We start from the raw sequence: 24,039 nt of genomic DNA, 5'->3' as shown, positions 1-24,039 counted from the left end.
TCTCTTTGGGGTAACGTTTTAGCTTATGGACACTCAACAACTCTGGGCCCGTTTCCAGGCCCTTTGGGCCAACCTGGATCAACATCCCTGGGTATCGGCGTTTCTCGGCCTGATTGTGCTGGTGAGTATCGCTCTGATTGCCGGTTACATCGCACGCATCATTATCCTGCGCGTGAGCAAGATCCTCGGCCGGCAACCGGCCTTGCATTGGGTCAATAACTTACGCGAACACAAGGTGTTCCACCGTCTGGCACAATTGACGCCGTCCCTGATGGTGCAATTCGGACGCAACCTGGTACCGGACCTGAGCGACAACGGCCGCCATTTCCTCGGTAACCTGGCACTGGCCGTCACCATCTTTGTCCTGACCCGCGTAACCAGCGCGCTGCTGGATGCCTTGCTCGATATTTATTCGCGCACCAATTACGCCAAGACCCGCCCGATCAAGGGCTACATCCAGCTGAGCCAGATGCTGCTGTATGTGTTTTCGGCCATCATCATTGTCGCCACCCTGATCGATCGTTCACCGATGCTGCTTCTCTCGGGGCTGGGCGCGATGTCTGCGGTCATCTTGCTGGTCTACAAAGACACCCTGCTGTCGTTCGTGGCCAGCGTGCAGTTGACCAGCAATGACTTGCTGCGCGTCGGCGACTGGATCGAAATGCCTCAGGTGGGTGCCGATGGCGATGTAATCGACATCACATTGCATACGGTCAAAGTGCAGAACTTTGACAAGACCATCGTCTCGATTCCGACCTGGCGCCTGATGTCCGAGTCGTTCAAAAACTGGCGCGGCATGCAGCAATCGGGGGGACGCCGGATCAAGCGCAGCCTGTTCATCGATGCCAATGACGTCAGTTTCCTGACCGATGAACAGGAACAGCGTCTGGAGCAAGTGCGCTTGCTGAGCGATTACCTGGCGCGCAAAAAAGCTGAACTCAAAAGCTGGAATGAAGCTCAGGGTAACGTCGCTGCCCTGTCAGCCAATCGGCGGCGCATGACCAACATCGGGACCTTCCGTGCCTATGCGCTGGCCTACCTGAAAAGCCATGCCGAGATTCAGCCGAACATGACCTGTATGGTGCGCCAGCTACAAACCACGGCCCAAGGCGTGCCGCTGGAGGTGTACTGCTTTACCCGCACCACGGTGTGGGGCGAATACGAACAGATCCAGGGCGATATTTTTGACTATTTGCTGGCCGTGATGCCCGAGTTCGGGCTGAGCGTTTATCAACAGCCAAGCGGGAACGACCTGCGAAACGGCCTGTTGAACAAGATCAAGGCACCGCTGGTGGTGTCGGCCGAAGCTGCAGAAGCCGAGGCCTGATCCGCAAACTGCTCAGGCCCTTGCACCCGTTCGTGGTGGCAAGGGCCTGAGCTTCACCAGGGTTAACCGTGCTGAAACTGCGGGTCGCCTGTCAGCTTGAACAGCAGGTCCACGCCCTCGGACCAGGCACCGTAACCACTCTGGTCATTGATATGACCGGCCTTGTGCAACCACACCAGCTCGCTGCCCCATGCCTCGCTGAAAGCGCTGGCCCGCGTCACGGAGACATAGGGGTCATCCGTGCTGGCGACGGTGATCGCATTAAAAGGCAACGGGTTCATGAGCATCGGGGTGAAGCCCGTGGTTCCTTGCGGGTAGCTGTCGGCCTCTGTATCGCTGGGGGCGACCAGCAATGCGCCACGCACCCTCTGCGCCGCTTCGGGATGCTGCTGCGCCCACTGTGCAATCAGACTGCACGCCAGACTGTGCCCCACCAGGACAACCGGACGCTGGCTGGCCATCACCTTGTCGTGTAGCCGCAGTACCCAGTCCGCGCAGGTCGGCGTCTGCCAGTCATTCTGCTCGACTCGATGCAGCCCGCTGAAACGCTGTTCCCACTGTGTTTGCCAATGCTGGGGCCCGGAATCGAAGAGGCCTGGCAATATCAACACCCTGACGGTCATCCCTGTTCTCCCTTGAGGCGGTGGATAGGTCGTTGAGACGTTAGCTCGCCCCAGCCCTCAGGTCTAGTCAAGTGAGGCTTGCGCCGACCAGTATCATCAGAGTCCTCGCCTTCACCCCCCTGGTTATTCCCCCTGCGCCTAAAGCCCGTTTTTTCAGCACTTATCGCAATAACCCGCCCTTGCGGTCGAGGCGACTGATCCACACGGCGACCAGAATCACCAGCCCGCCCAAAAACAGGCGTCCCAAAGGCTCGTGCTGATTCCAGATCAGCAAGTTGAGCAATAACCCCACCGGGACATGCAAGTTGTTCATCACCGCCAGGGTACCGCCGCTGACCAGACAGGCACCCTTGTTCCACCAGTACATCCCCAGCGCGGTAGAGACCAGCCCCAGAAACACCAGCACAGCCCATTGCACCGGCGCGTCAGGCAAGAAGTGCGCCTTGCCGAACAACAGGAATGCTGGCAAGACCACCGCCAGCGCACCGAGGTAAAAGTAACCAAAGCGTCGATAATGCGGCAGATCACTTGGGTAGCGGGCCACCAGATGCTTGTACATGACCTGCCCTGCGGCATAGGTGAAGTTGGCCAGTTGCAGCAGCAGAAACCCTTTGAAGAAGTCCGGGCTGATGCTGTCGAAACGGATGACGGCCGCACCCATGACCGCCACCAGGGCCGCCACCAGCGCCCAGGGATTGAAGCGCCGGTTCAGCGCATCTTCGATCAAGGTCACGTGCAGCGGCGTCAGGATGGTAAACAGCAATACCTCGGGCACTGTAAGTACGCGAAAGCTCAAGTACAGGCACACGTAGGTGATCCCGAACTGCAAGGCGCCAATCACCAGCAGGCCGCGCATGAATCCAGGCTCGACCTGACGCCAGCGTGTCAGCGGGATAAACACCAGCCCCGCCAGTACCACGCGCACCAGCACCGCAAAGTAGCTGTCTACGTGCCCCGCCAGATACTCACCAATCAGGCTGAAGGAAAACGCCTGAATCAAAGTGACAAATAATAGATAACCCATGAATCTCTCGCCCAGAAGTCGACACGGCTCACGGAAGAAACCACCCATGAGCCTGTAAGAATGTGCGCGACCTTAGCGGTTTTTCAATGAGCCACGCCATCCCCCCGTGAATCCCGGGCAAAAAAAACCCGATCCGGCGCAATGGCTGATCGGGTACGAGCACTCAAGAAAGTGCAAAGGGAGGTTCGATGCGCGAACCGCATGCTTGAAGGAGCAATGAAACGATTAAACCTGCTGCTGATTATCTGTCGATTAACAGACTATGCGACTTCAGATAACTGGGCCTTGGCATGGTTCAAACCTTTTTCCTGGAAGTCACCGCCCAGATTCATGCCTTCGGCATGGATAAAGGTCACGTCGTGAATCCCGATGAATGCCATGACCTGACGCAGGTACGGTTCCTGGTGATCCGCAGCGCTGCCCGCATAGATTCCGCCACGGGCAGTCAGCACGTAGGCTTTCTTGCCGGCCAGCAACCCTTGAGGGCCGGTCTCGGTGTATTTGAACGTGACGCCGGCACGCAGCACATGATCAAGCCAGGCTTTGAGGGTGCTGGGGATAGCAAAGTTGTACATCGGTGCAGCCATGACCAGGACATCGGCGGCCAGCAGCTCATCGGTCAGTTCATTGGAGCGCTGCAGCGAAGACTGTTCGGCTGCGCTGCGCTGCGCCTCGGGCTTCATCCAGCCGCCCAGGAGGTTAGCGTCGAGATGCGGAACCGGATTTACCGCCAGGTCGCGAACAGTGATCAGGTCAGCGGGATGCACTTCACGCCACTGGCGGATGAACTGCTCGGTCAACTGCCGGGAAAATGAATCCTGCTGACGGGCACTGCTTTCAATGATCAGAACATTAGACATGGTGTGTAGGCTCCATCTATAGATGCTGTAAGGCGATGGAGAAAAGGTTATAGGGCATTGCTTCGATGAAAAAGCGTAATTATCTGCTGTAACCTATCTATAAACCTGTTTATTTATCCTGCCAAGGATGCGAGCATTCGTCCATGCCGCACCCTCAACACATTTGCGGGAAGCCGGTGTAACCCGCCAATCCACCGGCTATCCCCCCTCCAGAGGAATTCATCGTGAAAGCGCCCCGCGTGACCCTTGATCAATGGCGCACCTTGCAGGCTGTGGTCGACCATGGAGGCTTTGCCCAGGCCGCCGAAGTGCTGCATCGCTCGCAATCGTCTGTCAGCTACACCGTTGCCCGCATGCAAGACCAGCTCGGTGTGCCGTTGCTGCGTATCGACGGGCGCAAGGCCGTACTCACCGAAGCCGGCGGCGTATTGCTGCGCCGTTCCAGGCAGTTGGTAAAGCAAGCCAGCCAGCTGGAAGACCTCGCGCATCACATGGAACAAGGCTGGGAAGCCGAAGTCCGGCTGGTGGTCGATGCGGCGTATCCCAATGCCCGACTGGTACGCGCCCTGACCGCGTTCATGCCGCAAAGCCGCGGTTGCCGTGTACGTCTGCGCGAAGAAGTGCTGTCCGGTGTAGAAGAAGTCTTGCTTGAAGGGATCGCTGACCTGGCCATCAGCAGCTTCAATATTCCCGGCTATCTGGGCACCGAACTGAGTGATGTGGAGTTTGTCGCTGTTGCTCATCCCGATCATGCGCTGCACCGCCTGCAGCGCGAATTGCACTTCCAGGATCTCGAAAGCCAGCTGCAAGTGGTGATCCGCGACTCCGGTCGGCAACAACCCCGCGACATGGGCTGGCTGGGCGCCGAACAACGCTGGACTGTCGGCAGCCTGGCCACTGCGGCCGCTTTTGTCGGCAGCGGGCTCGGCTTTGCCTGGTTGCCACGGCACATGATCGAACGGGAGCTCAAGGAAGGTGTACTCAAACTGCTGCCAATGAATCAGGGCGGCAGCCGCCACCCGTTGTTCTACTTGTACTCCAACAAGGACAAGCCTCTGGGCCCGGCCACGCAAATCCTGGTCGAACTTTTGCGCACCTTCGACACAGCACCGCTCGATGCGCCTTTTGCAGCCCCGTTGCAAGCGTGAACAGCGGTGGGCAGGAACCCGATTGAAGAATATCCTGTCCAACACCCGCCGCCCGTGAACACTAGCGCTTGCGCAGGTGACCCGGGCATTGCCTCAATACAGTTTTGACCACTGTCTGTGTGACATTGAACCGTCACCCACTTTTTCAGGACCTCTGAACCATGCTCAAAAAAATTGCCCTCGCCGCTGGCGCCCTGTTCTTTGCAGCCAACGTGCTGGCTGCAACACCTGCCAGCACTCAAGCTCCACGTGTTGAACTGGACACCAGCTTCGGCAAAATTGAAATCGAACTGGATCCGGTGAAAGCGCCCGTCAGCAGCAAAAACTTCCTGGAATACGTCGACAGCGGCTTCTACAAGAACACCATTTTTCACCGTGTGATCCCGGGGTTCATGGTCCAGGGTGGCGGTTTCACCGCGCAAATGGTGCAAAAACCTACCCGCGATCCGATCAAAAACGAAGCCAGCAACGGTTTGCATAACGTACGAGGCACCTTGTCGATGGCCCGTACATCGAACCCGAACTCGGCCACCAGCCAGTTCTTTATCAACGTGGCCGACAATGCCTTCCTCGATCCGGGCCGCGATGCCGGCTATGCCGTATTCGCCAAAGTGGTGAATGGCATGGACGTGGTCGACCAGATCGTCAATTCGCAGACCACCACCAAACAAGGCATGCAAAACGTGCCTATCGACCCGGTTCTCATCAAGTCGGCCAAGCGCCTGAACTGATGGACTGAGTCGCGCAGGGAGCGTTGACCGGCCCAGGCCGGTCACATCACTAAAGGAGAGCCCGCACCGCGGGCGTCAGTGCCCATGCTTTATCGTCGCTTTGAAAACCTGATCGATATTTTCCGCGAAGCCCCAGGTGCTGCCCCGCCCAACTCCGTTTGGGCGTTTTATCTGTATTACCTGCGCCAGGTCTGGCCCCTGTTTGCCGCCCTGCTGGTCATCGGGCTGATCGCCGCCCTGATCGAGGTGGCACTGTTCAGTTACCTGAGCACGCTGATCAACTTGACCCAAAACACCCCCGCCAGCGACTTTTTCAAGGTCCACAGCAACGAGCTGATCTGGATGGCCGTGGTGGCGCTGGTGCTGCGCCCGGTGTTCTTTGGCCTGCATGACTTGCTGGTGCACCAGACCCTGACGCCGGGCATGACCAGCATGATTCGCTGGCAGAACCACCGCTATGTGCTTCAGCAAAGCCTGAACTTCTTTCAAAACGACTTCGCCGGGCGAATCGCCCAGCGCATCATGCAAACCGGCAACTCGTTGCGTGACTCGGCGGTACAGGCCGTCGATGCCCTGTGGCACGTGATGATCTACGCCATCAGTTCACTGGTGCTGTTTGCCGAGGCCGACTGGCGCCTGATGATTCCGCTGCTGGCCTGGATCCTGGCCTACATCGGCGCACTGTATTACTTCGTCCCCCGGGTCAAGGAACGCTCGGTGGTCTCTTCCGACGCTCGCTCCAAGCTCATGGGCCGCATCGTCGACGGTTACACCAACATCACCACGCTCAAGCTGTTTGCCCACACTCAGTTCGAGCAGCAGTACGCCCGCGAAGCCATCATCGAGCAAACCGAAAAAACCCGACTCGCAGGACGCGTGGTCACCAGCATGGACGTCACCATCACGCTGATGAACGGCCTGCTGATCGTCGGTACCACCGGCCTCGCGCTTTGGCTGTGGAGCCAATCGCTGATCAGCGTCGGCGCCATTGCCCTGGCCACAGGCCTGGTGATTCGCATCGTCAACATGTCGGGCTGGATCATGTGGGTGGTCAACGGTATTTTCGAAAACATCGGCATGGTGCAAGACGGGCTGCAGACCATCGCCCAGCCCGTCGCCGTGACTGACCGCGAACAGGCTCCGCGCCTGACCGTCAAGCATGGCGGAGTGCGCTTCGAGCACGTCACGTTCCACTATGGCAAACGCAGCGGGATCATCAGCGACCTCAACCTGGTGATCCGGCCTGGTGAAAAAATCGGCCTGATCGGCCCTTCCGGCGCGGGCAAGTCGACGCTGGTCAACTTGCTGTTACGCCTGTACGACCTGCAAGGCGGGCGCATCCTGATCGATGATCAGGACATTGCCGAGGTGACCCAGGAGAGCCTGCGCGAGCAAATCGGCATGATTACCCAGGACACCTCGCTGCTGCACCGCTCGATCCGCGACAACTTGCTGTATGGCAAACCGGACGCGACCGATGATGAACTGTGGGAAGCCGTGCGCAAGGCACGGGCCGACGAGTTTATCCCGCACCTGTCCGATGCCCAGGGCAGAACCGGTTTTGACGCCCATGTGGGCGAACGCGGGGTCAAGCTGTCGGGCGGACAACGCCAGCGCATCGCCATCGCCCGGGTCCTGCTCAAGAATGCGCCCATCCTGATCATGGACGAAGCCACCTCGGCCCTGGATTCGGAAGTCGAAGCGGCAATTCAGGAAAGCCTCGAAACCCTCATGCAAAACAAGACGGTGATTGCCATCGCCCACCGGCTTTCAACCATCGCGCGCATGGATCGCCTGGTGGTCCTGGAAAAAGGCCATATCGCCGAAACCGGCACCCATGCCGAACTGCTCGCCCATGGCGGACTGTATGCGCGCCTGTGGCAACATCAAACGGGTGGATTTGTCGGCATCGACTAACTCAAAAAAATAGAGACCGTTCTTCATACTGAAAAAATGCGCCAGGGCCCGTGACTAAAGGGCTCTGGCGTTTTCATGGCACTGGCAAAAGCACCGGCGGCTGCTGTAATTAACGACAGGATCCAGGAGGGTCCTGCCGTCAATTGCAGGATGCACCGCAGCTTCCTTTGCTTGATAGAGCATCTATCAGGGGCCGTCCCATGACTTTAGTAAAACGTTCGATGACTGAGTTGTTAGGCACTTTCTGGTTGGTACTTGGCGGTTGCGGCAGCGCGGTACTGGCTGCAGCCTTTCCTGATGTCGGTATCGGCTTGCTCGGCGTGGCACTGGCGTTTGGTCTTACCGTGCTAACCATGGCATTCGCCATCGGCCATATTTCCGGCTGTCACCTCAACCCCGCCGTGTCATTCGGGTTATGGGTCGGCGGACGCTTTCCGGCCAGGGAGCTGCCCGCGTACATCATTGCCCAGGTCGCGGGTGGCGTGATTGCCGCTGCGTTGCTGTATTTCATCGCCAGCGGCAAGCCCGGGTTTGAACTGGCCAGCGGACTGGCAGCCAACGGCTATGGCGAACATTCGCCCGGCGGTTACTCGATGATATCGGGGCTGGTGTGCGAAATCGTGATGACTGCAATGTTCATCCTGATCATCATGGGCGCCACCGACAAACGTGCTCCGGCGGGAATGGCGCCGATTGCCATTGGCCTGGGACTGACGCTGATCCACCTGATATCGATCCCGGTCACCAATACCTCGGTCAACCCGGCCCGCAGTACCGGCCCCGCCGTGATCATGGGCGGCTGGGCACTTCAGCAGTTGTGGTTATTCTGGCTGGCGCCGCTGGTGGGCGCAGCGCTGGGCGGGTTGACGTATCGCTGGCTGGGTAAAGAAGACCACTGACACACAATCTGGCAAGGGTCAGGCCTGCCGGTAAGGCAGCGCCGCCCTCGCCTCGTCGGCGTACGCCAGCACTCCAACGCGCTCACGCTGCAGGAAATCACTCACCGCGGCTTTCAAGCCCGCATGACGCAGGTAATGCCATGAACGGGTGATCACCGGCTCAAAACCGCGAATCAATTTGTGCTCACCCTGAGCCCCCGCATCAAAACGCTGCAACCCGTGAGCGATGGCGTAATCCATGCCCTGATAGAAACAGGTCTCGAAGTGCAAGCGGTCAAACTCGGCCAGACACCCCCAATAACGTCCATACAGGCTGTCACCCCCGACCAGGCTGAAAGCCATTGCCACCGGGCGTGTCCCCTGCCTGGCCAGAACCACGCGAATCGCTTCGGGCATGCGCTCAGCCAGCAAACTGAAAAACGCACGGGTCAGGTACGGGGTTTGCCGGCGCACGGCATAGGTGTTGGCATAACAGGCATAGACAAAATCCCATTGCGCCTCAGTGACCTCCCGGCCTTCGAGCCACTCAAACTCAAAGCCCTGCGCCGCCACTTGTTCACGCTCTTTACGCATTTGCTTGCGCTTGCGTGAACTCAACGCATCGAGAAAGTCCTGAAAGTCCCGGTATTCACGGTTTTGCCAATGAAACTGACACCCCAACCGCTGCAACCAGCCGGGCTGTTGCGCCAGCGCACTGTCCGCCAGCGCATCGGTGAAGTTGATGTGCGCACTGGACAGCCCCTCGATCTCCAGATAGCCGGGCAAGGCCGCCAGCAGTTCAAGACCGTCTTCGGCACGGGCGGCCAATAAGCGCGGACCGCTGACCGGGCTGAACGGCACGGCCATCAACAGTTTGGGGTAGTACTCAATACCCGCCCGCTCACAGGCTTGCGCCCATTCGTGATCGAACACGTATTCGCCGTAAGAATGCCATTTTCGATACCCGGGCAAAGCCGCCTGCAATTGCCCGTCCTGATAGTGCAACAAGTGCTCAGGCTGCCAACCGGAATGCGGCCCCAGGCTGGCGCTGTCTTCCAGCGCGGTGAGGAACGCATGCCGCAAAAAAGGCTGGGCCACGGGCACCAGTGCATCCCATTCCTGGGCAGAGATGGCGGACAGGCTGTCCAGACGGTGTAGCGGCATTGAATGTCCCCGGATACGCGGCGTAGAGCGTCGATGGTAGCACCAAGTGGCCTGGCAGCCCTTAGCCGTTGGCGATACCTCCCTCACCGCCTTGTCGGCGTGTCGCTGCCCCCCTTCCCCGCAGTGAATCGGTCAACTGTCACAGACTTGATATCACTTCGCCATTTTTCTGTCATATCCAGCCGCGATACTGGCGCCGCTTCTTAGAACACAGGGTTATGAGTGGCCTGTCTGCCAACACGCTGTAGGCACACTCGGACCGTTTCAATTTTGAGCCTGAATGGGCCGTTTTTTTTGGGGTGGTCAACGCCATCCCATCACTGGGAGATTCATATGCGTCTTGTTTCTACACGGGTTGCGGCGGGACTGTGTGGCGGCCTTGTTCTGGCCATGAGTGTTCCAGCCAGCGCAGCAGTCGATGCCAAACTGCTAGAAATGCTCAAAGCCAACGGTTCCATTTCTCCAGCGCAATATTCCGAGCTGCAAACCGAGCTCGCCAGCGAGAAACAAGCCCAGCAAGAAGCCGTTGCCAATCAGGTTAAAAAGTCTGACCTGACCGCCTTCGAGCAAAAAGTGGCGTGGGCGTCCAAGACCCAGGTCAAAGGTGACGTGCGTGTGCGTTACGAAGATGTGAACGGGGATGGCGCCGCCAGCGACCAGGACCGGGCACGTGTCCGCGCCCGTGTCGGGTTCTACAGTGAAATCAACCCGCAGGTCGATGCCGGTGTGCGTATTGCTACCGGTAGCAGCGACGACCGCCGCTCGACCAACCAGAGCCTGGACAACTACTTCAACAAAAAATCGCTGTGGCTCGACCAGGCGTATCTGGATTGGCACCCTACCAATATCAAAAACCTGCATTTGATCGCCGGTAAAATGAACCAGCCCTGGGTCAACGAAGGCGACATCATCTGGGATAGCGACATCAACCCAGAAGGCCTGGCTGCCACCTACAAGTTGCCGGTGGGCAGCGGCGACACCGAACTGTTCGGTAGCGCCGGCTACTACATCCTCAAGGACAACGTCGATGGCGAAGGCATGGAGTTCAAGCACGACCTGAACATGTATGCAGGTCAACTGGGCGCGCGCTTCGCTCCCTTTGACGGCACGAAAGTCACCTTGGGCGGCAGTATCTATAGCTTCGACGGTGATGACAGCCCGGCAGCCCGCGCTGCGCTGGCCGTCAACGGCAACACCAGCACCCAGTTCCGTCTGTATGAAGGCTTTGGTCAGGTCGACCTGAGCAACCTGCCGGTGCCGGTGTCAGCCTATGGCCAGTATGTGGTCAACGACCGTGCCGCCACCGATGGCGACACGGCCTGGTTGCTGGGCGTGAAGACCAAGCTGGGCAAGTTCGGCCTGGACTACAACTATCGTGACGTTCAACGCGATGCCGTCATTGGCGCGTTCACCGACTCGGACTTCGCCAACGGCTATACCGGCTCCCGTGGCCACAAGTTCAAAGTGGGTTACGAAATCGACAAGAACTTCTCGGTCGGCGCCGCGTACCTGATGGCCAAATCGGATACCGCAGCAAAAGACCGTACCGATGCGGACATCAATACGCTGCAGGTGGATCTCGAAGCCAAGTTCTAAGGCTTTATCGCTACAGGAAAAACCCCGCAAGGCGCTGGCTCCATCCAGCGCCTTGCGTTTTTTTGCGCGTTAAAAAACGCGAGCCGCACTCAACGCTTGCGCAAAATCACACTGCCGATCGAGTAACCGGCGCCAAACGAACTGAGTACCGCCAGCGCACCGCTCGCCAGATCATCCTGGTAGGTGTGGAATGCGATCACGGAGCCTGCCGAACTGGTGTTGGCGTAGGTATCCAGAATCACCGGGGCCTCTTCGATCGATGCCTCACGCCCCAGCAGGCGCTTGACGATCAAATGGTTCATGCTCAGGTTGGCCTGGTGCAGCCAGAAACGCTTCACATCCGCGACGTCGATGCGGTTTTCCTGCAAATGCTCGGCAACCAGCTCGGCGACCATCGGGCATACATCGCGGAACACCTTGCGGCCTTCCTGCACGAACAGCTTGTCCGGGCTCTCGGCCGCTTCATCAGAGGCACGGTTGAGAAAGCCGAAGTTGTTACGAATGTTGTTCGAGAAAGTGGTCAGCAGTTTGGTGCTGACGATATCGAACTGGTGCTCGGAGGTTGCCAGATCAGCGCGCTCGACGATCACCGCGGTGGCCGCATCGCCAAAAATGAAATGGCTGTCACGGTCACGGAAATTCAAATGTCCGGTGCACACTTCAGGGCTGATCAGCAGTACGGCGCGGGCCTGACCCAACTGCACGCTGTTGCTGGCGGTCTGAATACCAAAGGTCGCCGAAGAGCAGGCCACGTTCATGTCAAAGCCAAAGCCCTGGATGCCCAATGCCTGTTGCACTTCAATGGCAACCGCCGGATACGGCCGTTGCAGGTTGGAACACGCCACAATCACGCCGTCGATGTCGGCAGCCGTCTTGCCCGCTCGCTCGAGTGCCTGCTTCGCGGCGCCCACTGCCATTTCGCACAGCACCGACATTTCATCATTTGAACGCTGGGGCAGACGCGGGCGCATGCGCTGCGGATCAAGGATGCCTTCCTTGTCCATGACAAAACGGCTTTTGATGCCCGATGCTTTTTCAATGAACGCAGCGCTGGACTCGGCCAGAGGCTGGAGGTCACCCGCCTCGATCGCTGCCGCGTTGTCCGCATTGAACTGTTGCACATAGGCATTGAAAGACTGCACCAGCTCTTCATTGGAAATGCTGTTGGCCGGGGTGTACAGGCCGGTGCCGCTGATGACGACGTTATGCACGGTCGTTCCTCTATATCTGTTCAGGCAGAAAATATTGGCACAAACGTGCCACATCATAAAAAGGCCGTTCCCCGATCAAAGGATGAAAAGCCTTGAGTCATCTTGCTATCAAGTAGTTATAGCCGCGAAGTTTGCCATAAATGGCAAGTTTTAGCGTTATCTGCACATGTGCGGCCACGATGCAGTCCTTGTAGCCGCTCCGAATGTGGCTAGGCGTCTACCTGACTCCACTGCTTGCTTAAACGCTTGTCCGAAATCGGAACCTTGGTGCCCAATTGCTGACCGAACAACGACACCCTGTATTCCTCGAGCCACCAGCGATAGAGCTCCAGTTGCGGATCCCGCTTGCCTTCTTGGGCATGCTTGGTGGCCCGCGCCTGGTATTGGGCCCACAGGTTGCTCAGTTCGCCGCTCCAGACCCGATCCTTTTGAACCTGCCCTGGCAGTTTTTCCAGGCGCATCTCAATCGCCTTGAGATAACGCGGTAACTCCTTGAGCCAGACCGCCGGGGTTTCCCGTACAAAACCGGGATAAACCAGATGGCTCAGCTGTTGCTTGATGTCGTTCAGCGCCACGGCCTGAGCCAGGTCAATCTTGCCCTTGAAGCGCTTTTGCAGACCGTGCCACAACTTGAGGATATCCAGGGTCAACCTGGCCAGTTTTTCGGCGTGTTCAGTCCAGGCGCCCCGTTTGCGCTCGGCCAGCGAAGCCAGGCCGGCACCATCACGCGGCAACACCGCTTCGCCCTCAAGAATGCAGCTGTCGAGGCTGGCCAGCAGGATGTCTTCGACCAGACTTTCTACCCGGCCCAGCTCGCGATACAGCAACCCCAGCTCGGTCATGCCCGGCAATTTACCGCGCAGGAATTTCGCCGGCTCGGCCAATTGCTGCATCAATAACCGCTGCAAGGCACGTCGATGCTGGTATTCCGCTTCGGCCGGGGTCGAGAAGCGCCCTTCCTTGACCGTATTGCCCTCTTCCACCAGCGCCGGGTAGACCGTCATCGACAACCCGGCAATCTTCTGCTGGGTTTTCTCGGCCACCGGAGCAAACACCTTGGCTTCGACCGGCTGCTGGTTTTTGGCGGTTTGCGGCACCGCCAGTGCGGCCTGACTGGCTTGGGCAAAGCGCGCGGTCAATTCGGCCAGATCGCGCCCTTCGCCGAGGAACTTGCCGTCGGCGTCGACAATCTCCAGGTTCATTTTCAGGTGGTTTTCCACCTGCTGCGCCGCTTCTGCCCAGGCCTCGTCACTGACTCGCGCACCGGTCATGCGCAGCAACTCACGGCCCAATGCCTGGGGCAAGGAGCCTTCGGCAAATTCCAGGCGCTGCAAGGCGGCTTTGACGAAGTCCGGCACCGGCACGAAATTTTTGCGCAAGGCTTTGGGCAAGCTGCGTACCAGAGCGATGCATTTGGCTTCAATCATGCCTGGCACCAGCCACTCCAGGCGTTCCGGAGGCAACACCGAAAGCAAAGGTGCTGGCACCTTGACCGTCACCCCGTCACGGGGGTGATTGGGTTCAAAGTGATAGCTCAGCTCCAGGGTCAGATCACCCAGGTGCAGAGTGTCCGGGTAATGCCGGGCGGTGATTTCGGTGGCCTCGCGGGCCAGCACGTCCTCTTCGCGCATGATCAACAGCTGCGGGTCTTTCTGGCTGTTAACCCGGTACCAGCTGTCGAAGGTGGCGGTCTGATGAATCTCTGCCGGCAGACGAGCGTCATAGAACGCATAGAGGGTTTCTTCGTCGGCCAGGATGTCGCGGCGGCGGGCCTTGGCCTCCAGCTCGTCGAGCTGTTCCAGCAACTGCGCATTGGCCGTCAGGCATTTGGCCCGCGACTGAATCTCGCCGCGCACCAGCCCTTCGCGGATAAACAGCTCGCGGGACAGCACCGGATCAATCGGCCCGTAATGCACTGCGCGCCGACCCACCACGATCAGCCCGAACAGGGTGATTTGCTCATAAGCCACCACTTGTCCGCGCTTCTTCTCCCAATGCGGTTCGAAGTGGTTCTTTTTGATCAGGTGCCCGGCCAGCGGCTCGATCCAGTCCGGCTCGATCTTGGCTACCATCCGAGCATACAGCTTGGTGGTTTCGACCAGCTCGGCGGTCATCAGCCATTGCGGACGCTTTTTGCCCAGACCTGATGAGGGGTGAATCCAGAACCGGCGCTGGCGGGCGCCCAGGTAATCGCCGTCTTCGGTCTTCTGCCCGATCTGACTGAGCAAGCCTGACAACACGGCCTTGTGCAGCTTGGGGTAATCGGCCGGTTCTTTATTGACCGTCAACTGAAGGTCGCGGCAGATCAGGCTCAATTGCCGGTGAGAGTCGCGCCATTCACGCAACCGCAGGTAATTGAGGAAGTTCTTGCGGCACCAGTTACGCAGCGGACTGGCCGTCAGCGCCTGGCGCTGTTCTTCAAAGCCGCGCCAGACATTGATCAACCCGGCGAAATCCGAGTCTACGTCTTTCCATTGTGCGTGGGCCTGATCGGCCGCTTGCTGACGCTCGGGCGGACGTTCCCGCGGATCTTGCACCGACATCGCACTGGCGACGATCAACACTTCCTGCAAACTGCCGAGTTTGGCGGCTTCCAGCAACATGCGCCCCATCCGCGGATCAACCGGCAAGCGGGCCAATTGGCGGCCCAGCGGTGTCAGCTGATTCTCGCGGTTTACCGCCGACAGCTCTTGCAGCAGATTAAAGCCGTCAGTGATGGCCTTGCCATCCGGCGGCTCGATAAACGGGAAGGCTGTAATCTCGCCCAGGCGCAGGTGCAGCATTTGCAGGATCACTGCCGCCAGGTTGGTGCGCAGGATCTCCGGGTCGGTAAATTCCGGACGCCCGTTGAAATCTTCTTCGGCGTACAAACGCACGCAAATACCCGGCTCAACCCGGCCGCAGCGACCTTTACGCTGATTGGCACTAGCCTGGGAAATCGCCTCGATCGGCAAACGCTGAACCTTGGCCCGGTAGCTGTAACGACTGATCCGCGCCGTACCGCTGTCGATCACATAGCGAATGCCCGGCACGGTCAGCGAGGTTTCCGCCACGTTGGTCGCCAGTACCACGCGTCGCCCCGGGTGCGACTGAAAGATGCGCTGCTGTTCGGCAGGCGACAGTCGCGCATACAAAGGCAGGATTTCGGTGTGCTTGAGCTGCGCCTTGCGCAACAGGTCGGCGGCATCGCGAATTTCACGCTCGCCGGGCAAAAACACCAGCACATCCCCCGGGCTCTTGCGCTCGCTACGCTCAAAGGCAGCGATCTCATCGAGGGTGGCGATGATCGCCTGATCGACGCTCAAGTCCTCTTCGACGCTGTTGCCCTCTTCGTCCTGCTCGGAGGTCAGCGGTCGATACCAGGTTTCGACCGGGAAGGTACGGCCCGAGACTTCGACAATCGGCGCATCATTGAAGTGTTTGGAAAAACGCTCCAGATCGATGGTGGCCGAGGTGATGATGACCTTCAGGTCCGGGCGCCGCGGCAGCAGGATTTTCAGGTAGCCCAGCAAAAAGTCGATGTTCAGGCTTCGTTCGTGGGCTTCGTCGACGATGATTGTGTCGTAACGCTCCAGATAGCGGTCGTGCTGGGTTTCAGCCAGCAAGATGCCATCGGTCATCAGCTTGATCAGGGTATTGGAATCGCTTTGATCCTCGAACCGCACCTGATACCCGACCAGCGCGCCCAGGGGCGTGGCCAGTTCTTCGGCCACGCGGCTGGCAACACTGCGGGCGGCGATTCGCCGGGGTTGGGTGTGGCCAATCAGGCCATGCTGCCCACGACCGATTTCAAGACAGATTTTCGGCAACTGGGTGGTTTTGCCCGAGCCGGTCTCACCGGCCAGAATCAGCACCTGATGCTTGAGCAAAGCGGCCTTGATTTCATCGCGTTTGGCGGCAATCGGCAGGTTTTCGTCATAACGAATCAACGGCACGCTGGCCGCCCGCGCCGTGACCTGCGCGCACGAAGCCTGCACCCGTTCGGCCCATGCGGCCAACTTGGCGTCGTCAGGCTTTTTGCGCAGCTCATGCAATTGCCGCCGCAACTTGTGGCGGTCGGCAATCATGGCTTGATCAAGGTTTTTCAACAGTTGGTCGATAGCAGGCGATTCGTCAGTCATCAGGTGCGCAAAAGTCTTCAAAAATGCAGGGGGCGGATTGTCGCAGATTTAAGCGCTTATGCACGAATCTGTAGGAACAGGCAGCACCTATCCCTTGCGCCGATACGGAAATACGTCAATCACCTTGCCTGCGGTAATTGCCGCCTGCAGGCCTTTCCAGTAACCGGCATCGTAGATCTCGCCGTGCAGTTCGCTGAACAGGCGACGCTGACCGGCGTCGGCGAACAGGAACTGCGGGAACTCTTCAGGAAACACGTCCAGCGGCCCGATGGAATACCAGGGTTCACTGGCCATTTCATCTTCAGGAGTTCGAGGCTGCGGAATGTACCGAAAGTTAGCTTCGGTCAAGTAACAGATTTCGTCGTAGTCATAGAACACCACGCGGCCGTGGCGGGTGACGCCGAAGTTTTTCAGCAGCATGTCGCCGGGGAAAATATTGGCCGCCGCCAATTGCTTGATCGCCAGCCCATAGTCGTCCAGCACTTCGCGGGTCTGCGCGTCGCTGGCACTCTCCAGGTACAGATTGAGCGGGGTCATGCGCCGCTCGGTCCAGCAATGGCGGATCAGCAGCGTGTCGCCCTCGACGACCACCGTTGAAGGGGCCACCTCGAGCAATTCGGCCAGGCAATCAGGGGCGAACTTGCTCAGCGGGAAGCGGAAATCTGCGAATTCCTGGGTGTCGGCCATGCGCCCTACCCGATCGACATGCTTCACCAGCCGGTACTTTTCAATCACCGTGGCACGGCTGATGTTTTTCGACGGCGAGAAACGGTCCTTGATCAGTTTGAATACCGTGTTGAAGCCCGGCAACGTGAACACGGTCATGACCATGCCGCGAACCCCTGGCGCCATGATGAAACGGTCGTCAGTGGTGGCCAGGTGGTTGATCAGGGCACGGTAAAATTCGGACTTGCCGTGTTTGTAAAAACCGATCGAGGTATAGAGCTCGGCGATGTGCTTGCCGGGCAAGATACGCTGGAGAAACCCGACAAACTCCGCAGGCACAGGTACATCCACCATGAAGTACGAGCGGGTGAACGAGAAAATGATCGACACTTCAGCTTCGTCGGTGATTACCGCGTCGGCCTGAATTCCCCCGCCTTCACGGTGCACAAACGCGATGACCAGCGGCCACTGCTCATCCTGGTTGTAGAGCCGCCCGACGAGGTAGGCGCCCTTGTTTCGATAGAGCGCAGAAGAGAACAACTCAAGGTTCAAGCCCGGGTCTTTGCAGACCCAGTCCGGCAAACTGTCCCGCAACTGCCCTTCAAGTCGACGCAAATCCCCCGGTAAATCGGCGTAGGGTTCACTGAACCCGTAATCGGCGCAAATCTGCGCCAGGGTGCGACTCAACTGACCGGCCGGACGATAAGTGCGGGTCTGCGCCGCACGGGCCTGACGCTGCAGCGGGCGGGTGGTGTGGATAAACATGCAGCGGTCGCTGATCAGGTCATGGCTGAACAGGCTGCAAAAGATCGAGTTGTACCAGGTCTCGGCCAGCTCATCGTCAAAGCGCAGGTCAATCAGACTGATGTAGGCACGCTTGACCTGCGGCCAATGCACCGCATTCAACAAGCCCTTTTCGGCGAATGTCGCCTGCAAACGCTGGTTGAGCTGATTGACTTTCAGCTCATACAGGTTGATCCGTGCCGCCGACGCGGTCTGCGCTTCTTGCCATAATGCGCCTTCAAAACGGGCCCGGGCGCCATCGGTGATATGTCGAAACGGCTCACGGTAATCATCGAAGCCTTCGAGGATCATGTGTGCAATCGCTGCTGCCGGCCAGGACTGGGGCATTGTGAGACCTCCACACGACGGTAGAAGAGCCGTGGATCGACTGAGCTTAGTGGCCCGGTGTCAAACCACGCAACCATTGCCATGTGCGCAACATCCCCTACACTGCCCGGCTCAAGCTCCCGCTTAAACCAGCAAGGAAACTACGTGAAACTCGTCGATATCATGCGCATGCTGTCACTGGCAGGCATTTGGGGTGCCAGCTTTCTGTTCATGCGGATTATCGCTCCGGTTCTTGGGTCAATTCCTACTGCCTTTTTTCGCGTCTCCATCGCCGCCACCGGCCTGGTGGTGATCCTCGCGCTGATGCGCGTGCGCTGGAACTTCGGTGGCAAATTCAAAGTCGTGTTGATCCTCGGCGTCATCAACTCCGGAATACCCGCCACGTTGTATTCCGTGGCCGCACTGGTGCTGCCGGCCGGCTACTCAGCGATTTTCAACGCAACGACCCCGTTGATGGGGGTATTGATCGGCGGGCTGTTTTTCAGCGAAAAACTCACCCTGACCAAAATGAGCGGTGTATTTCTGGGGCTGCTCGGGGTGGGGATCCTGACCCGCGCCGGCCCTGTGGCATTCGACATCGACCTGCTGATGGGGGCTCTCGCTTGCCTGCTGGCCACCACCTGCTATGGCTTTGCCGGCTTTCTGGCTCGCCGCTGGCTGGATCAGCAAGGTGGTCTTGATCCGAGACTCTCGGCACTGGGCAGCATGCTGGGCGCCACCTTGTTTCTATTACCGTTGTTCGGGCTGAGCCTGATCAATCAACCACCTGCCAGTTGGGGCGGTGCGAGCGTCTGGCTGTCGTTACTGGGCCTGGGGCTCGTCTGCACGGCATTCGCCTACATTCTGTACTTCCGTTTACTGACCAGCATCGGCCCGGTCAAATCCATGACCGTGACCTTTATGATCCCGCCTTTCGGCGTGCTCTGGGGCGCTCTGTTTCTGGATGAACCGCTGTCGATGGCGCATGTCTATGGCGGGCTGCTGATTGCCGTGGCGTTGTGGCTGGTGTTAAAACCGGCAACGCCGGACAAGCAGATTGCATGATGCCGGGGGGTGCAGCGCACCCCATCGCAGCCTTCGGCAGCGGCTACAGAACCCCCAAAATCCGTAGCAGCAGTCGAGCGGAGCGAGGCCGCGTCCGGGGGGTTGCCTACCCGGCTTCACGACGGCTACGCCGCCGGGGCGTGCGGCCTATACCGTTTTGCGGAACACGAACATCAATCCAACGATGATCATGGCCATGCCCAGCACACTCAACGCTGCCAGCTTATTGCCAAAGATCAGGTAATCCATGATCGCAGTCACGGCAGGCACCAGGTAAAACAGGCTGGTGACATTCACCAGATTGCCTTTGGCGATCATCCGGTACAGCAATAAGGTCGCCAGCACCGACACCACCAGCCCCATCCATAACACCGGTACGACAAAGCCGACGCTGTGCTCGAAATGAAACGGCTGGAACGGCACAAACACACCGCACGCCAACAAACCGGCCAGATATTGCAAAGGCAAGGTGCCCAACGGGTTCTCAGTGATGCGCTTCTGCATCAAGGTGCCCAGCGTCATGCTGGCCAGCGCCAGCACCGCAAAGAGCATTCCGAGCCACGACAGGCCCGCCAGTCCGATCCCCTGATACACCACCAGAATCAACCCGGTCAGCCCCAGCACCAGCCCCAGGGAGCGACTCCATGAATGGCGGCGCTCCATGATCACCGCCGTCAAAATCGGCTGCACCCCCATCACGGTCGCCATCACTCCCGGCGTGACCTTGAGGTCCAGGGCCAGTATGTAAAAAATCTGATAGGCGCCGAGCAGCACCACCCCGGTTAACAGCGCATATCCCAGGGTGTGGAGGCTGCGAGGCCGTTTGAATTTCATCAAGGGGGTTAACAGCAGCAGTGCCAACAGGGCAATGGCAAAGCGGATCAGCAGAAAGGCAAAGGGCGAAGCATGAGCCAGCCCCCATTTGGAAAAAATGGCGCCACTGCTCCACAGCAGTACAAACAGGCTCGTGGAAGCTGCCGCCAATGCGGACTCTTTAGAAATGGAAAACATGGACAACACCTGTCATCAGACAAAAAGCCAACTCAGCCGGGGCTGAAGTTCAGTATTTTTCAGACGGGTACGGGCAGCTGAATGATCAGCTCAGCCCGTAACAACACCCGGTGGCGATACGACGACGTACACCACGGTGCTGCTGACAGGAGGGGGATAATGACTGATCTGCACAGGCTGCTGGATCCCGCACGGCACAACGCCAGCAGAGACTGCTGATTTGACGGTACCGTGGATAAGGGAAAGTGGCATGCGCTGATCTTTCTTGAAGATAAGGACGTGAGCACCAGGCTCATTGAGCGCCAACTATAAACAGCGCTCAATACAAATTGCAACAACTTAACCGAACAACCAGCGCCACAGCAGCACCAGTACGATCACCGCCAGCACCGGGCGCGCCACACGATACAGTTTGGGGTGACGCCGCTTCCATTGCTTGACCACACCACTGAAGCGGTCGCTGAAGGTTTTGCTCCAGGCATACGCCTTGTTGATCCCGCCGACGCGCTCGTCATCGAGGTTTTGCGGAGCCGTCGCCTTGCCCAGTTGAGCACTGACCCAGCGATTGATGCGGGTCATCAGGCGACTGGTCAGAGGACGTTCCACATCGCAGAACAGAATGACGCGGGTGATGTCGGTTTCGTTCTTGACCCAGTGCACGTAGGTCTCATCGAACATGACGTCCTGACCGTCGCGCCAGGCATATTCCTCGCCATCGACGAAGATACGACAGGCATCGGAGTTCGGGGTCGACAAGCCCAGGTGGTAACGCAGGGAACCGGCAAAGGGATCGCGGTGCGGATTGAGGTGGCTGCCCCCTGGCAACAGGGCGAACATTGCACCCTTGACATTAGGGATGCTGTTGACCAATTCAACGGTTTTTGGGCACAGCAACTCAGCCGAAGGCAGGGCCTTGTCGTACCACTTGAGGTAAAAGCGCTTCCAGCCCTTCTTGAAAAAAGAACCGAAACCGGCGTCATTATTCTTTTCAGCGGCGCGAATATAGCCTTCATCGAACAGGTGCATGGCCTCTTCGCGGATCACCTGCCAGTTGTCCTTGAGGACATCCAGTTCAGGGAATTTGCTGCGATCCAGATACGGTTTGGACGGTACACCCGAAAACAGATACATCAAGGCATTGTAGGGCGCGAAGAATGCGGAGTGGTTGACGAACTGGCGCAATACCGGCAGCCGTGCCTTGCCGCGCAAATGCACGTAAAGGATGCTGCCGACAAACAGCAGTATCAGCCCTGCCTTGATGGCGAAGGATAAGGTCATGCAACAACTCCTTGAAAATAGGCCTCTTGCCGCGTGCCGGTGCTGTACCAATAGCCCGACATGGCAGCCGGCCATGATAAACACTACCGGCCCGGGACAAAACCCGCCGGATCCAACATTCATTGTTAAGCATTACGTAACAACGAAAATTAGCATGCGTAAACCTGAAGCCGCTTGATGCACATCACGTAACCGCCCGCAGCAGTCGTCGAGTGGAGCAAAGTCGCTCTTTGCTCCACCTGCCAACGGCTACGGGATCTACACGGCGATTACTGCTGCAGCTCCTGCTCACTGAACATGTCGCTGAACAGCATGCTCGACAGGTAACGTTCGCCCGAGTCCGGGAGAATCACGACAATGGTCTTGCCTTGCATTTCCGGTGTTTCGGCCATGCGTACCGCAACGGCCATGGCCGCACCACACGAGATCCCGCACAGGATGCCTTCTTCCTGCATCAGTCGCAGGGCCATGGCCTTGGACTCTTCGTCGCTGACCAGCTCGACTTTATCGACCATCGACAGATCAAGGTTTTTCGGCACAAATCCGGCGCCGATGCCCTGGATCTTGTGCGGTGCGGGCTTGATTTCCTGACCCGCGAGAGCCTGGGTAATCACCGGCGAGCCTTCAGGTTCTACTGCCACCGACAGAATCGGCTTGCCCTGGGTCTGTTTGATATAACGCGAAATACCGGTAATCGTACCGCCGGTGCCAACGCCCGAAACCAGGACATCGATGCCGCCATCGGTATCGTTCCAGATTTCCGGGCCGGTGGTTTTTTCGTGAATCGCCGGGTTGGCCGGGTTTTCGAATTGCTGCGGCATAAAGTACTGCGCAGGATCGCTGGCCTGGATTTCAGTCGCCTTGTCGATGGCGCCTTTCATGCCTTTGGCCGGCTCGGTCAACACCAGCTCGGCCCCCAGCGCCTTGAGCACTTTGCGGCGCTCGATACTCATGGACGACGGCATGGTCAGCATCAGCTTGTATCCACGCGCTGCGGCAACAAAAGCCAGACCGATACCGGTGTTGCCCGAAGTCGGCTCGATAATGGTCATGCCCGGCTTGAGTACCCCGCGGCTTTCGGCGTCCCAGATCATGTTGGCGCCAATCCGGCATTTCACCGAATACCCGGGGTTACGCCCTTCGATCTTGGCCAGAATAGTCACACCACGGGGTGCGATACGGTTGATCTGTACCAGGGGCGTGTTACCGATGGAGTGCGCGTTGTCTGAAAAAATGCGGCTCATGGCGGGGGTCCTTAATGCACCGTTTAGGAAGGCTTCAAGGGTAGGCCTCGTGCTCACATGCGTCCAGTCATGCTGTGACGCGCCATTCAGAGACTGAATACCGCGTCTGCGTTCACGCCAGACAGGCAGCACGTTATAGTCGGACATACGTTTAAACATTTCCCGCCCTGCCCTGCAGGTCGGGGTCATGGCTTGAGGAATTGCAGATGAAGTTTGAAGGCACCCGCGCCTACGTGGCCACCGATGACCTGAAGCTGGCGGTCAACGCAGCCATTACCCTGGAACGTCCGCTGCTGGTCAAGGGCGAACCCGGTACCGGCAAGACCATGCTGGCCGAGCAACTGGCCGAGTCCTTTGGTTGCAAACTGATTACCTGGCACATCAAGTCCACCACCAAGGCCCATCAAGGCTTGTACGAATACGATGCGGTCAGCCGTCTGCGCGACTCGCAGCTGGGCGTCGATAAAGTCCACGATGTGCGCAACTACCTGAAGAAAGGCAAGCTGTGGGAAGCCTTCGAAGCCGAAGAGCGGGTGATCCTGCTGATCGATGAAATCGACAAGGCCGACATCGAGTTCCCGAATGACCTGCTGCAAGAACTCGACAAGATGGAGTTCTACGTTTACGAAATCGACGAAACGATCAAGGCCAAGGTTCGCCCGATCATCATCATCACCTCTAACAACGAAAAAGAGCTGCCCGACGCGTTCCTGCGCCGTTGCTTCTTCCATTACATCAGCTTCCCGGACCGCACCACGCTGCAAAAAATTGTCGACGTGCACTTCCCGAACATTAAACAAACGCTGGTCAGCGAAGCGCTGGACGTGTTTTTCGATGTGCGCAAAGTGCCCGGCCTGAAGAAAAAACCTTCCACCTCCGAACTGGTCGACTGGTTGAAGCTGCTGATGGCCGACAACATTGGCGAAGCCGTATTGCGCGAGCGTGATCCGACCAAGGCCATTCCACCCTTGGCAGGTGCCCTGGTGAAAAACGAACAGGACGTACAGTTGCTGGAGCGCCTGGCGTTCATGAGCCGCCGCGGCAATCGCTGATTTTTCCAGAAGG

At 58.4% G+C, this 24,039-nt stretch carries 19 protein-coding genes; 8 read left to right on the top strand and 11 right to left on the bottom strand.

The annotated features are described in order from the left end of the window. Positions 1-25 precede the first annotated feature (25 nt). Positions 26-1,327, top strand: coding sequence for a mechanosensitive ion channel family protein (locus AWM69_RS19060; RefSeq protein WP_131654537.1), 1,302 nt, complete (start codon positions 26-28; stop codon positions 1,325-1,327). A gap of 62 nt (positions 1,328-1,389) precedes the next feature. Here AWM69_RS19060 and AWM69_RS19055 read toward each other — a convergent pair whose 3' ends face one another. The 3 genes from AWM69_RS19055 to AWM69_RS19045 all read right to left on the bottom strand — a co-directional run bounded on the left by AWM69_RS19055 (position 1,390) and on the right by AWM69_RS19045 (position 3,834). Continuing rightward, the gene (locus tag AWM69_RS19055; RefSeq protein ID WP_218727993.1) at positions 1,390-1,950 is read right to left on the bottom strand and encodes an alpha/beta hydrolase; all 561 of its coding nucleotides are present in this window, start codon (positions 1,948-1,950) and stop codon (positions 1,390-1,392) included. Between the two features lie 160 nt (positions 1,951-2,110). After that, a complete protein-coding gene (locus AWM69_RS19050; RefSeq protein ID WP_218727991.1) occupies positions 2,111-2,974 on the bottom strand; it encodes a carboxylate/amino acid/amine transporter in 864 nt (287 codons plus the stop codon). A 260-nt stretch (positions 2,975-3,234) separates the two neighbouring features. Next, the gene (locus tag AWM69_RS19045) at positions 3,235-3,834 is read right to left on the bottom strand and encodes an FMN-dependent NADH-azoreductase (protein WP_131654540.1); all 600 of its coding nucleotides are present in this window, start codon (positions 3,832-3,834) and stop codon (positions 3,235-3,237) included. 224 nt (positions 3,835-4,058) lie between these two features. Here AWM69_RS19045 and AWM69_RS19040 point away from each other — a divergent pair, with 224 nt between their 5' ends. The 4 genes from AWM69_RS19040 (at position 4,059) to aqpZ (ending at position 8,529) form a co-directional block, all read left to right on the top strand. Beyond that, complete coding sequence (locus AWM69_RS19040; protein ID WP_131654541.1) at positions 4,059-4,982, top strand: LysR family transcriptional regulator; 924 nt, start codon at positions 4,059-4,061, stop codon at positions 4,980-4,982. Positions 4,983-5,143: 161 nt separating this feature from the next. Then, complete coding sequence (locus AWM69_RS19035) at positions 5,144-5,713, top strand: peptidylprolyl isomerase (RefSeq protein ID WP_131654542.1); 570 nt, start codon at positions 5,144-5,146, stop codon at positions 5,711-5,713. A gap of 84 nt (positions 5,714-5,797) precedes the next feature. Next, the gene (locus tag AWM69_RS19030; RefSeq protein WP_218727989.1) at positions 5,798-7,630 is read left to right on the top strand and encodes an ABC transporter ATP-binding protein; all 1,833 of its coding nucleotides are present in this window, start codon (positions 5,798-5,800) and stop codon (positions 7,628-7,630) included. Between the two features lie 200 nt (positions 7,631-7,830). Beyond that, the gene (gene aqpZ, locus AWM69_RS19025) at positions 7,831-8,529 is read left to right on the top strand and encodes an aquaporin Z (RefSeq protein WP_218727987.1); all 699 of its coding nucleotides are present in this window, start codon (positions 7,831-7,833) and stop codon (positions 8,527-8,529) included. Between the two features lie 18 nt (positions 8,530-8,547). Here the strand turns inward: aqpZ and AWM69_RS19020 are convergent, their stop codons facing one another. Beyond that, complete coding sequence (locus tag AWM69_RS19020) at positions 8,548-9,672, bottom strand: GNAT family N-acetyltransferase (RefSeq protein ID WP_218727985.1); 1,125 nt, start codon at positions 9,670-9,672, stop codon at positions 8,548-8,550. Between the two features lie 333 nt (positions 9,673-10,005). Between AWM69_RS19020 and AWM69_RS19015 the strand changes: the two genes are divergently transcribed. Continuing rightward, positions 10,006-11,268 (top strand): putative porin, encoded by a 1,263-nt coding sequence (locus AWM69_RS19015; protein ID WP_131654546.1) that lies wholly within the window; start codon positions 10,006-10,008, stop codon positions 11,266-11,268. An 89-nt stretch (positions 11,269-11,357) separates the two neighbouring features. Here AWM69_RS19015 and AWM69_RS19010 read toward each other — a convergent pair whose 3' ends face one another. From AWM69_RS19010 to aceK, 3 genes are all read right to left on the bottom strand, one after another. Next, entirely contained in the window at positions 11,358-12,479 is a 1,122-nt protein-coding gene (locus AWM69_RS19010) for a beta-ketoacyl-ACP synthase III (protein ID WP_218727983.1), read from the bottom strand. A gap of 209 nt (positions 12,480-12,688) precedes the next feature. Beyond that, positions 12,689-16,600: an ATP-dependent RNA helicase HrpA gene (gene hrpA / locus AWM69_RS19005; RefSeq protein WP_218727981.1), complete on the bottom strand. Its 3,912-nt coding sequence runs from the start codon at positions 16,598-16,600 to the stop codon at positions 12,689-12,691. 87 nt (positions 16,601-16,687) lie between these two features. Further along, positions 16,688-18,397: a bifunctional isocitrate dehydrogenase kinase/phosphatase gene (gene aceK / locus AWM69_RS19000; RefSeq protein ID WP_218727979.1), complete on the bottom strand. Its 1,710-nt coding sequence runs from the start codon at positions 18,395-18,397 to the stop codon at positions 16,688-16,690. Between the two features lie 144 nt (positions 18,398-18,541). Between aceK and AWM69_RS18995 the strand changes: the two genes are divergently transcribed. Beyond that, positions 18,542-19,441 (top strand): DMT family transporter, encoded by a 900-nt coding sequence (locus AWM69_RS18995; RefSeq protein WP_131654549.1) that lies wholly within the window; start codon positions 18,542-18,544, stop codon positions 19,439-19,441. 147 nt (positions 19,442-19,588) lie between these two features. Here AWM69_RS18995 and AWM69_RS18990 read toward each other — a convergent pair whose 3' ends face one another. From AWM69_RS18990 to cysK, 4 genes are all read right to left on the bottom strand, one after another. Further along, the gene (locus AWM69_RS18990) at positions 19,589-20,452 is read right to left on the bottom strand and encodes a DMT family transporter (RefSeq protein WP_131655288.1); all 864 of its coding nucleotides are present in this window, start codon (positions 20,450-20,452) and stop codon (positions 19,589-19,591) included. 90 nt (positions 20,453-20,542) lie between these two features. Continuing rightward, the gene (locus AWM69_RS18985) at positions 20,543-20,704 is read right to left on the bottom strand and encodes a hypothetical protein (protein WP_157314793.1); all 162 of its coding nucleotides are present in this window, start codon (positions 20,702-20,704) and stop codon (positions 20,543-20,545) included. 87 nt (positions 20,705-20,791) lie between these two features. Next, a complete protein-coding gene (locus AWM69_RS18980; RefSeq protein WP_218727977.1) occupies positions 20,792-21,730 on the bottom strand; it encodes an aspartyl/asparaginyl beta-hydroxylase domain-containing protein in 939 nt (312 codons plus the stop codon). Between the two features lie 269 nt (positions 21,731-21,999). Beyond that, positions 22,000-22,974 carry a cysteine synthase A gene (gene cysK, locus AWM69_RS18975; RefSeq protein WP_048382951.1) on the bottom strand — a complete coding sequence of 325 codons (975 nt, stop codon included), beginning with the start codon at positions 22,972-22,974 and terminating at the stop codon, positions 22,000-22,002. Positions 22,975-23,180: 206 nt separating this feature from the next. On the opposite strand from cysK, the gene AWM69_RS18970 reads away from it, so the two are divergent. Then, the gene (locus tag AWM69_RS18970) at positions 23,181-24,026 is read left to right on the top strand and encodes a MoxR family ATPase (RefSeq protein ID WP_131655290.1); all 846 of its coding nucleotides are present in this window, start codon (positions 23,181-23,183) and stop codon (positions 24,024-24,026) included. Positions 24,027-24,039: the final 13 nt, after the last annotated feature.

It is taken from the genome of Pseudomonas sp. D1HM, from assembly GCF_019266105.1.
GTDB lineage: Bacteria > Pseudomonadota > Gammaproteobacteria > Pseudomonadales > Pseudomonadaceae > Aquipseudomonas > Aquipseudomonas taetrolens.
Note: the sequence above shows the minus strand (reverse complement) of the source record. Positions and strands in the feature narration are given on the sequence as shown.

Excerpts from the sequence above, each read along its gene's own strand:
- AWM69_RS19060 (WP_131654537.1), top strand. The coding sequence starts at position 26 with ATGGACACTCAACAACTCTGGGCCCGTTTCCAGGCCCTTTGGGCCAAC.
- AWM69_RS19055 (WP_218727993.1), bottom strand. The coding sequence starts at position 1,950 with ATGACCGTCAGGGTGTTGATATTGCCAGGCCTCTTCGATTCCGGGCCC.
- AWM69_RS19050 (WP_218727991.1), bottom strand. The coding sequence starts at position 2,974 with ATGGGTTATCTATTATTTGTCACTTTGATTCAGGCGTTTTCCTTCAGC.
- AWM69_RS19045 (WP_131654540.1), bottom strand. The coding sequence starts at position 3,834 with ATGTCTAATGTTCTGATCATTGAAAGCAGTGCCCGTCAGCAGGATTCA.
- AWM69_RS19035 (WP_131654542.1), top strand. The coding sequence starts at position 5,144 with ATGCTCAAAAAAATTGCCCTCGCCGCTGGCGCCCTGTTCTTTGCAGCC.
- AWM69_RS19030 (WP_218727989.1), top strand. The coding sequence starts at position 5,798 with ATGCTTTATCGTCGCTTTGAAAACCTGATCGATATTTTCCGCGAAGCC.
- aqpZ (WP_218727987.1), top strand. The coding sequence starts at position 7,831 with ATGACTTTAGTAAAACGTTCGATGACTGAGTTGTTAGGCACTTTCTGG.
- AWM69_RS19020 (WP_218727985.1), bottom strand. The coding sequence starts at position 9,672 with ATGCCGCTACACCGTCTGGACAGCCTGTCCGCCATCTCTGCCCAGGAA.
- AWM69_RS19015 (WP_131654546.1), top strand. The coding sequence starts at position 10,006 with ATGCGTCTTGTTTCTACACGGGTTGCGGCGGGACTGTGTGGCGGCCTT.
- hrpA (WP_218727981.1), bottom strand. The coding sequence starts at position 16,600 with ATGACTGACGAATCGCCTGCTATCGACCAACTGTTGAAAAACCTTGAT.
- aceK (WP_218727979.1), bottom strand. The coding sequence starts at position 18,397 with ATGCCCCAGTCCTGGCCGGCAGCAGCGATTGCACACATGATCCTCGAA.
- AWM69_RS18990 (WP_131655288.1), bottom strand. The coding sequence starts at position 20,452 with ATGTTTTCCATTTCTAAAGAGTCCGCATTGGCGGCAGCTTCCACGAGC.
- AWM69_RS18985 (WP_157314793.1), bottom strand. The coding sequence starts at position 20,704 with ATGCCACTTTCCCTTATCCACGGTACCGTCAAATCAGCAGTCTCTGCT.
- AWM69_RS18980 (WP_218727977.1), bottom strand. The coding sequence starts at position 21,730 with ATGACCTTATCCTTCGCCATCAAGGCAGGGCTGATACTGCTGTTTGTC.
- cysK (WP_048382951.1), bottom strand. The coding sequence starts at position 22,974 with ATGAGCCGCATTTTTTCAGACAACGCGCACTCCATCGGTAACACGCCC.
- AWM69_RS18970 (WP_131655290.1), top strand. The coding sequence starts at position 23,181 with ATGAAGTTTGAAGGCACCCGCGCCTACGTGGCCACCGATGACCTGAAG.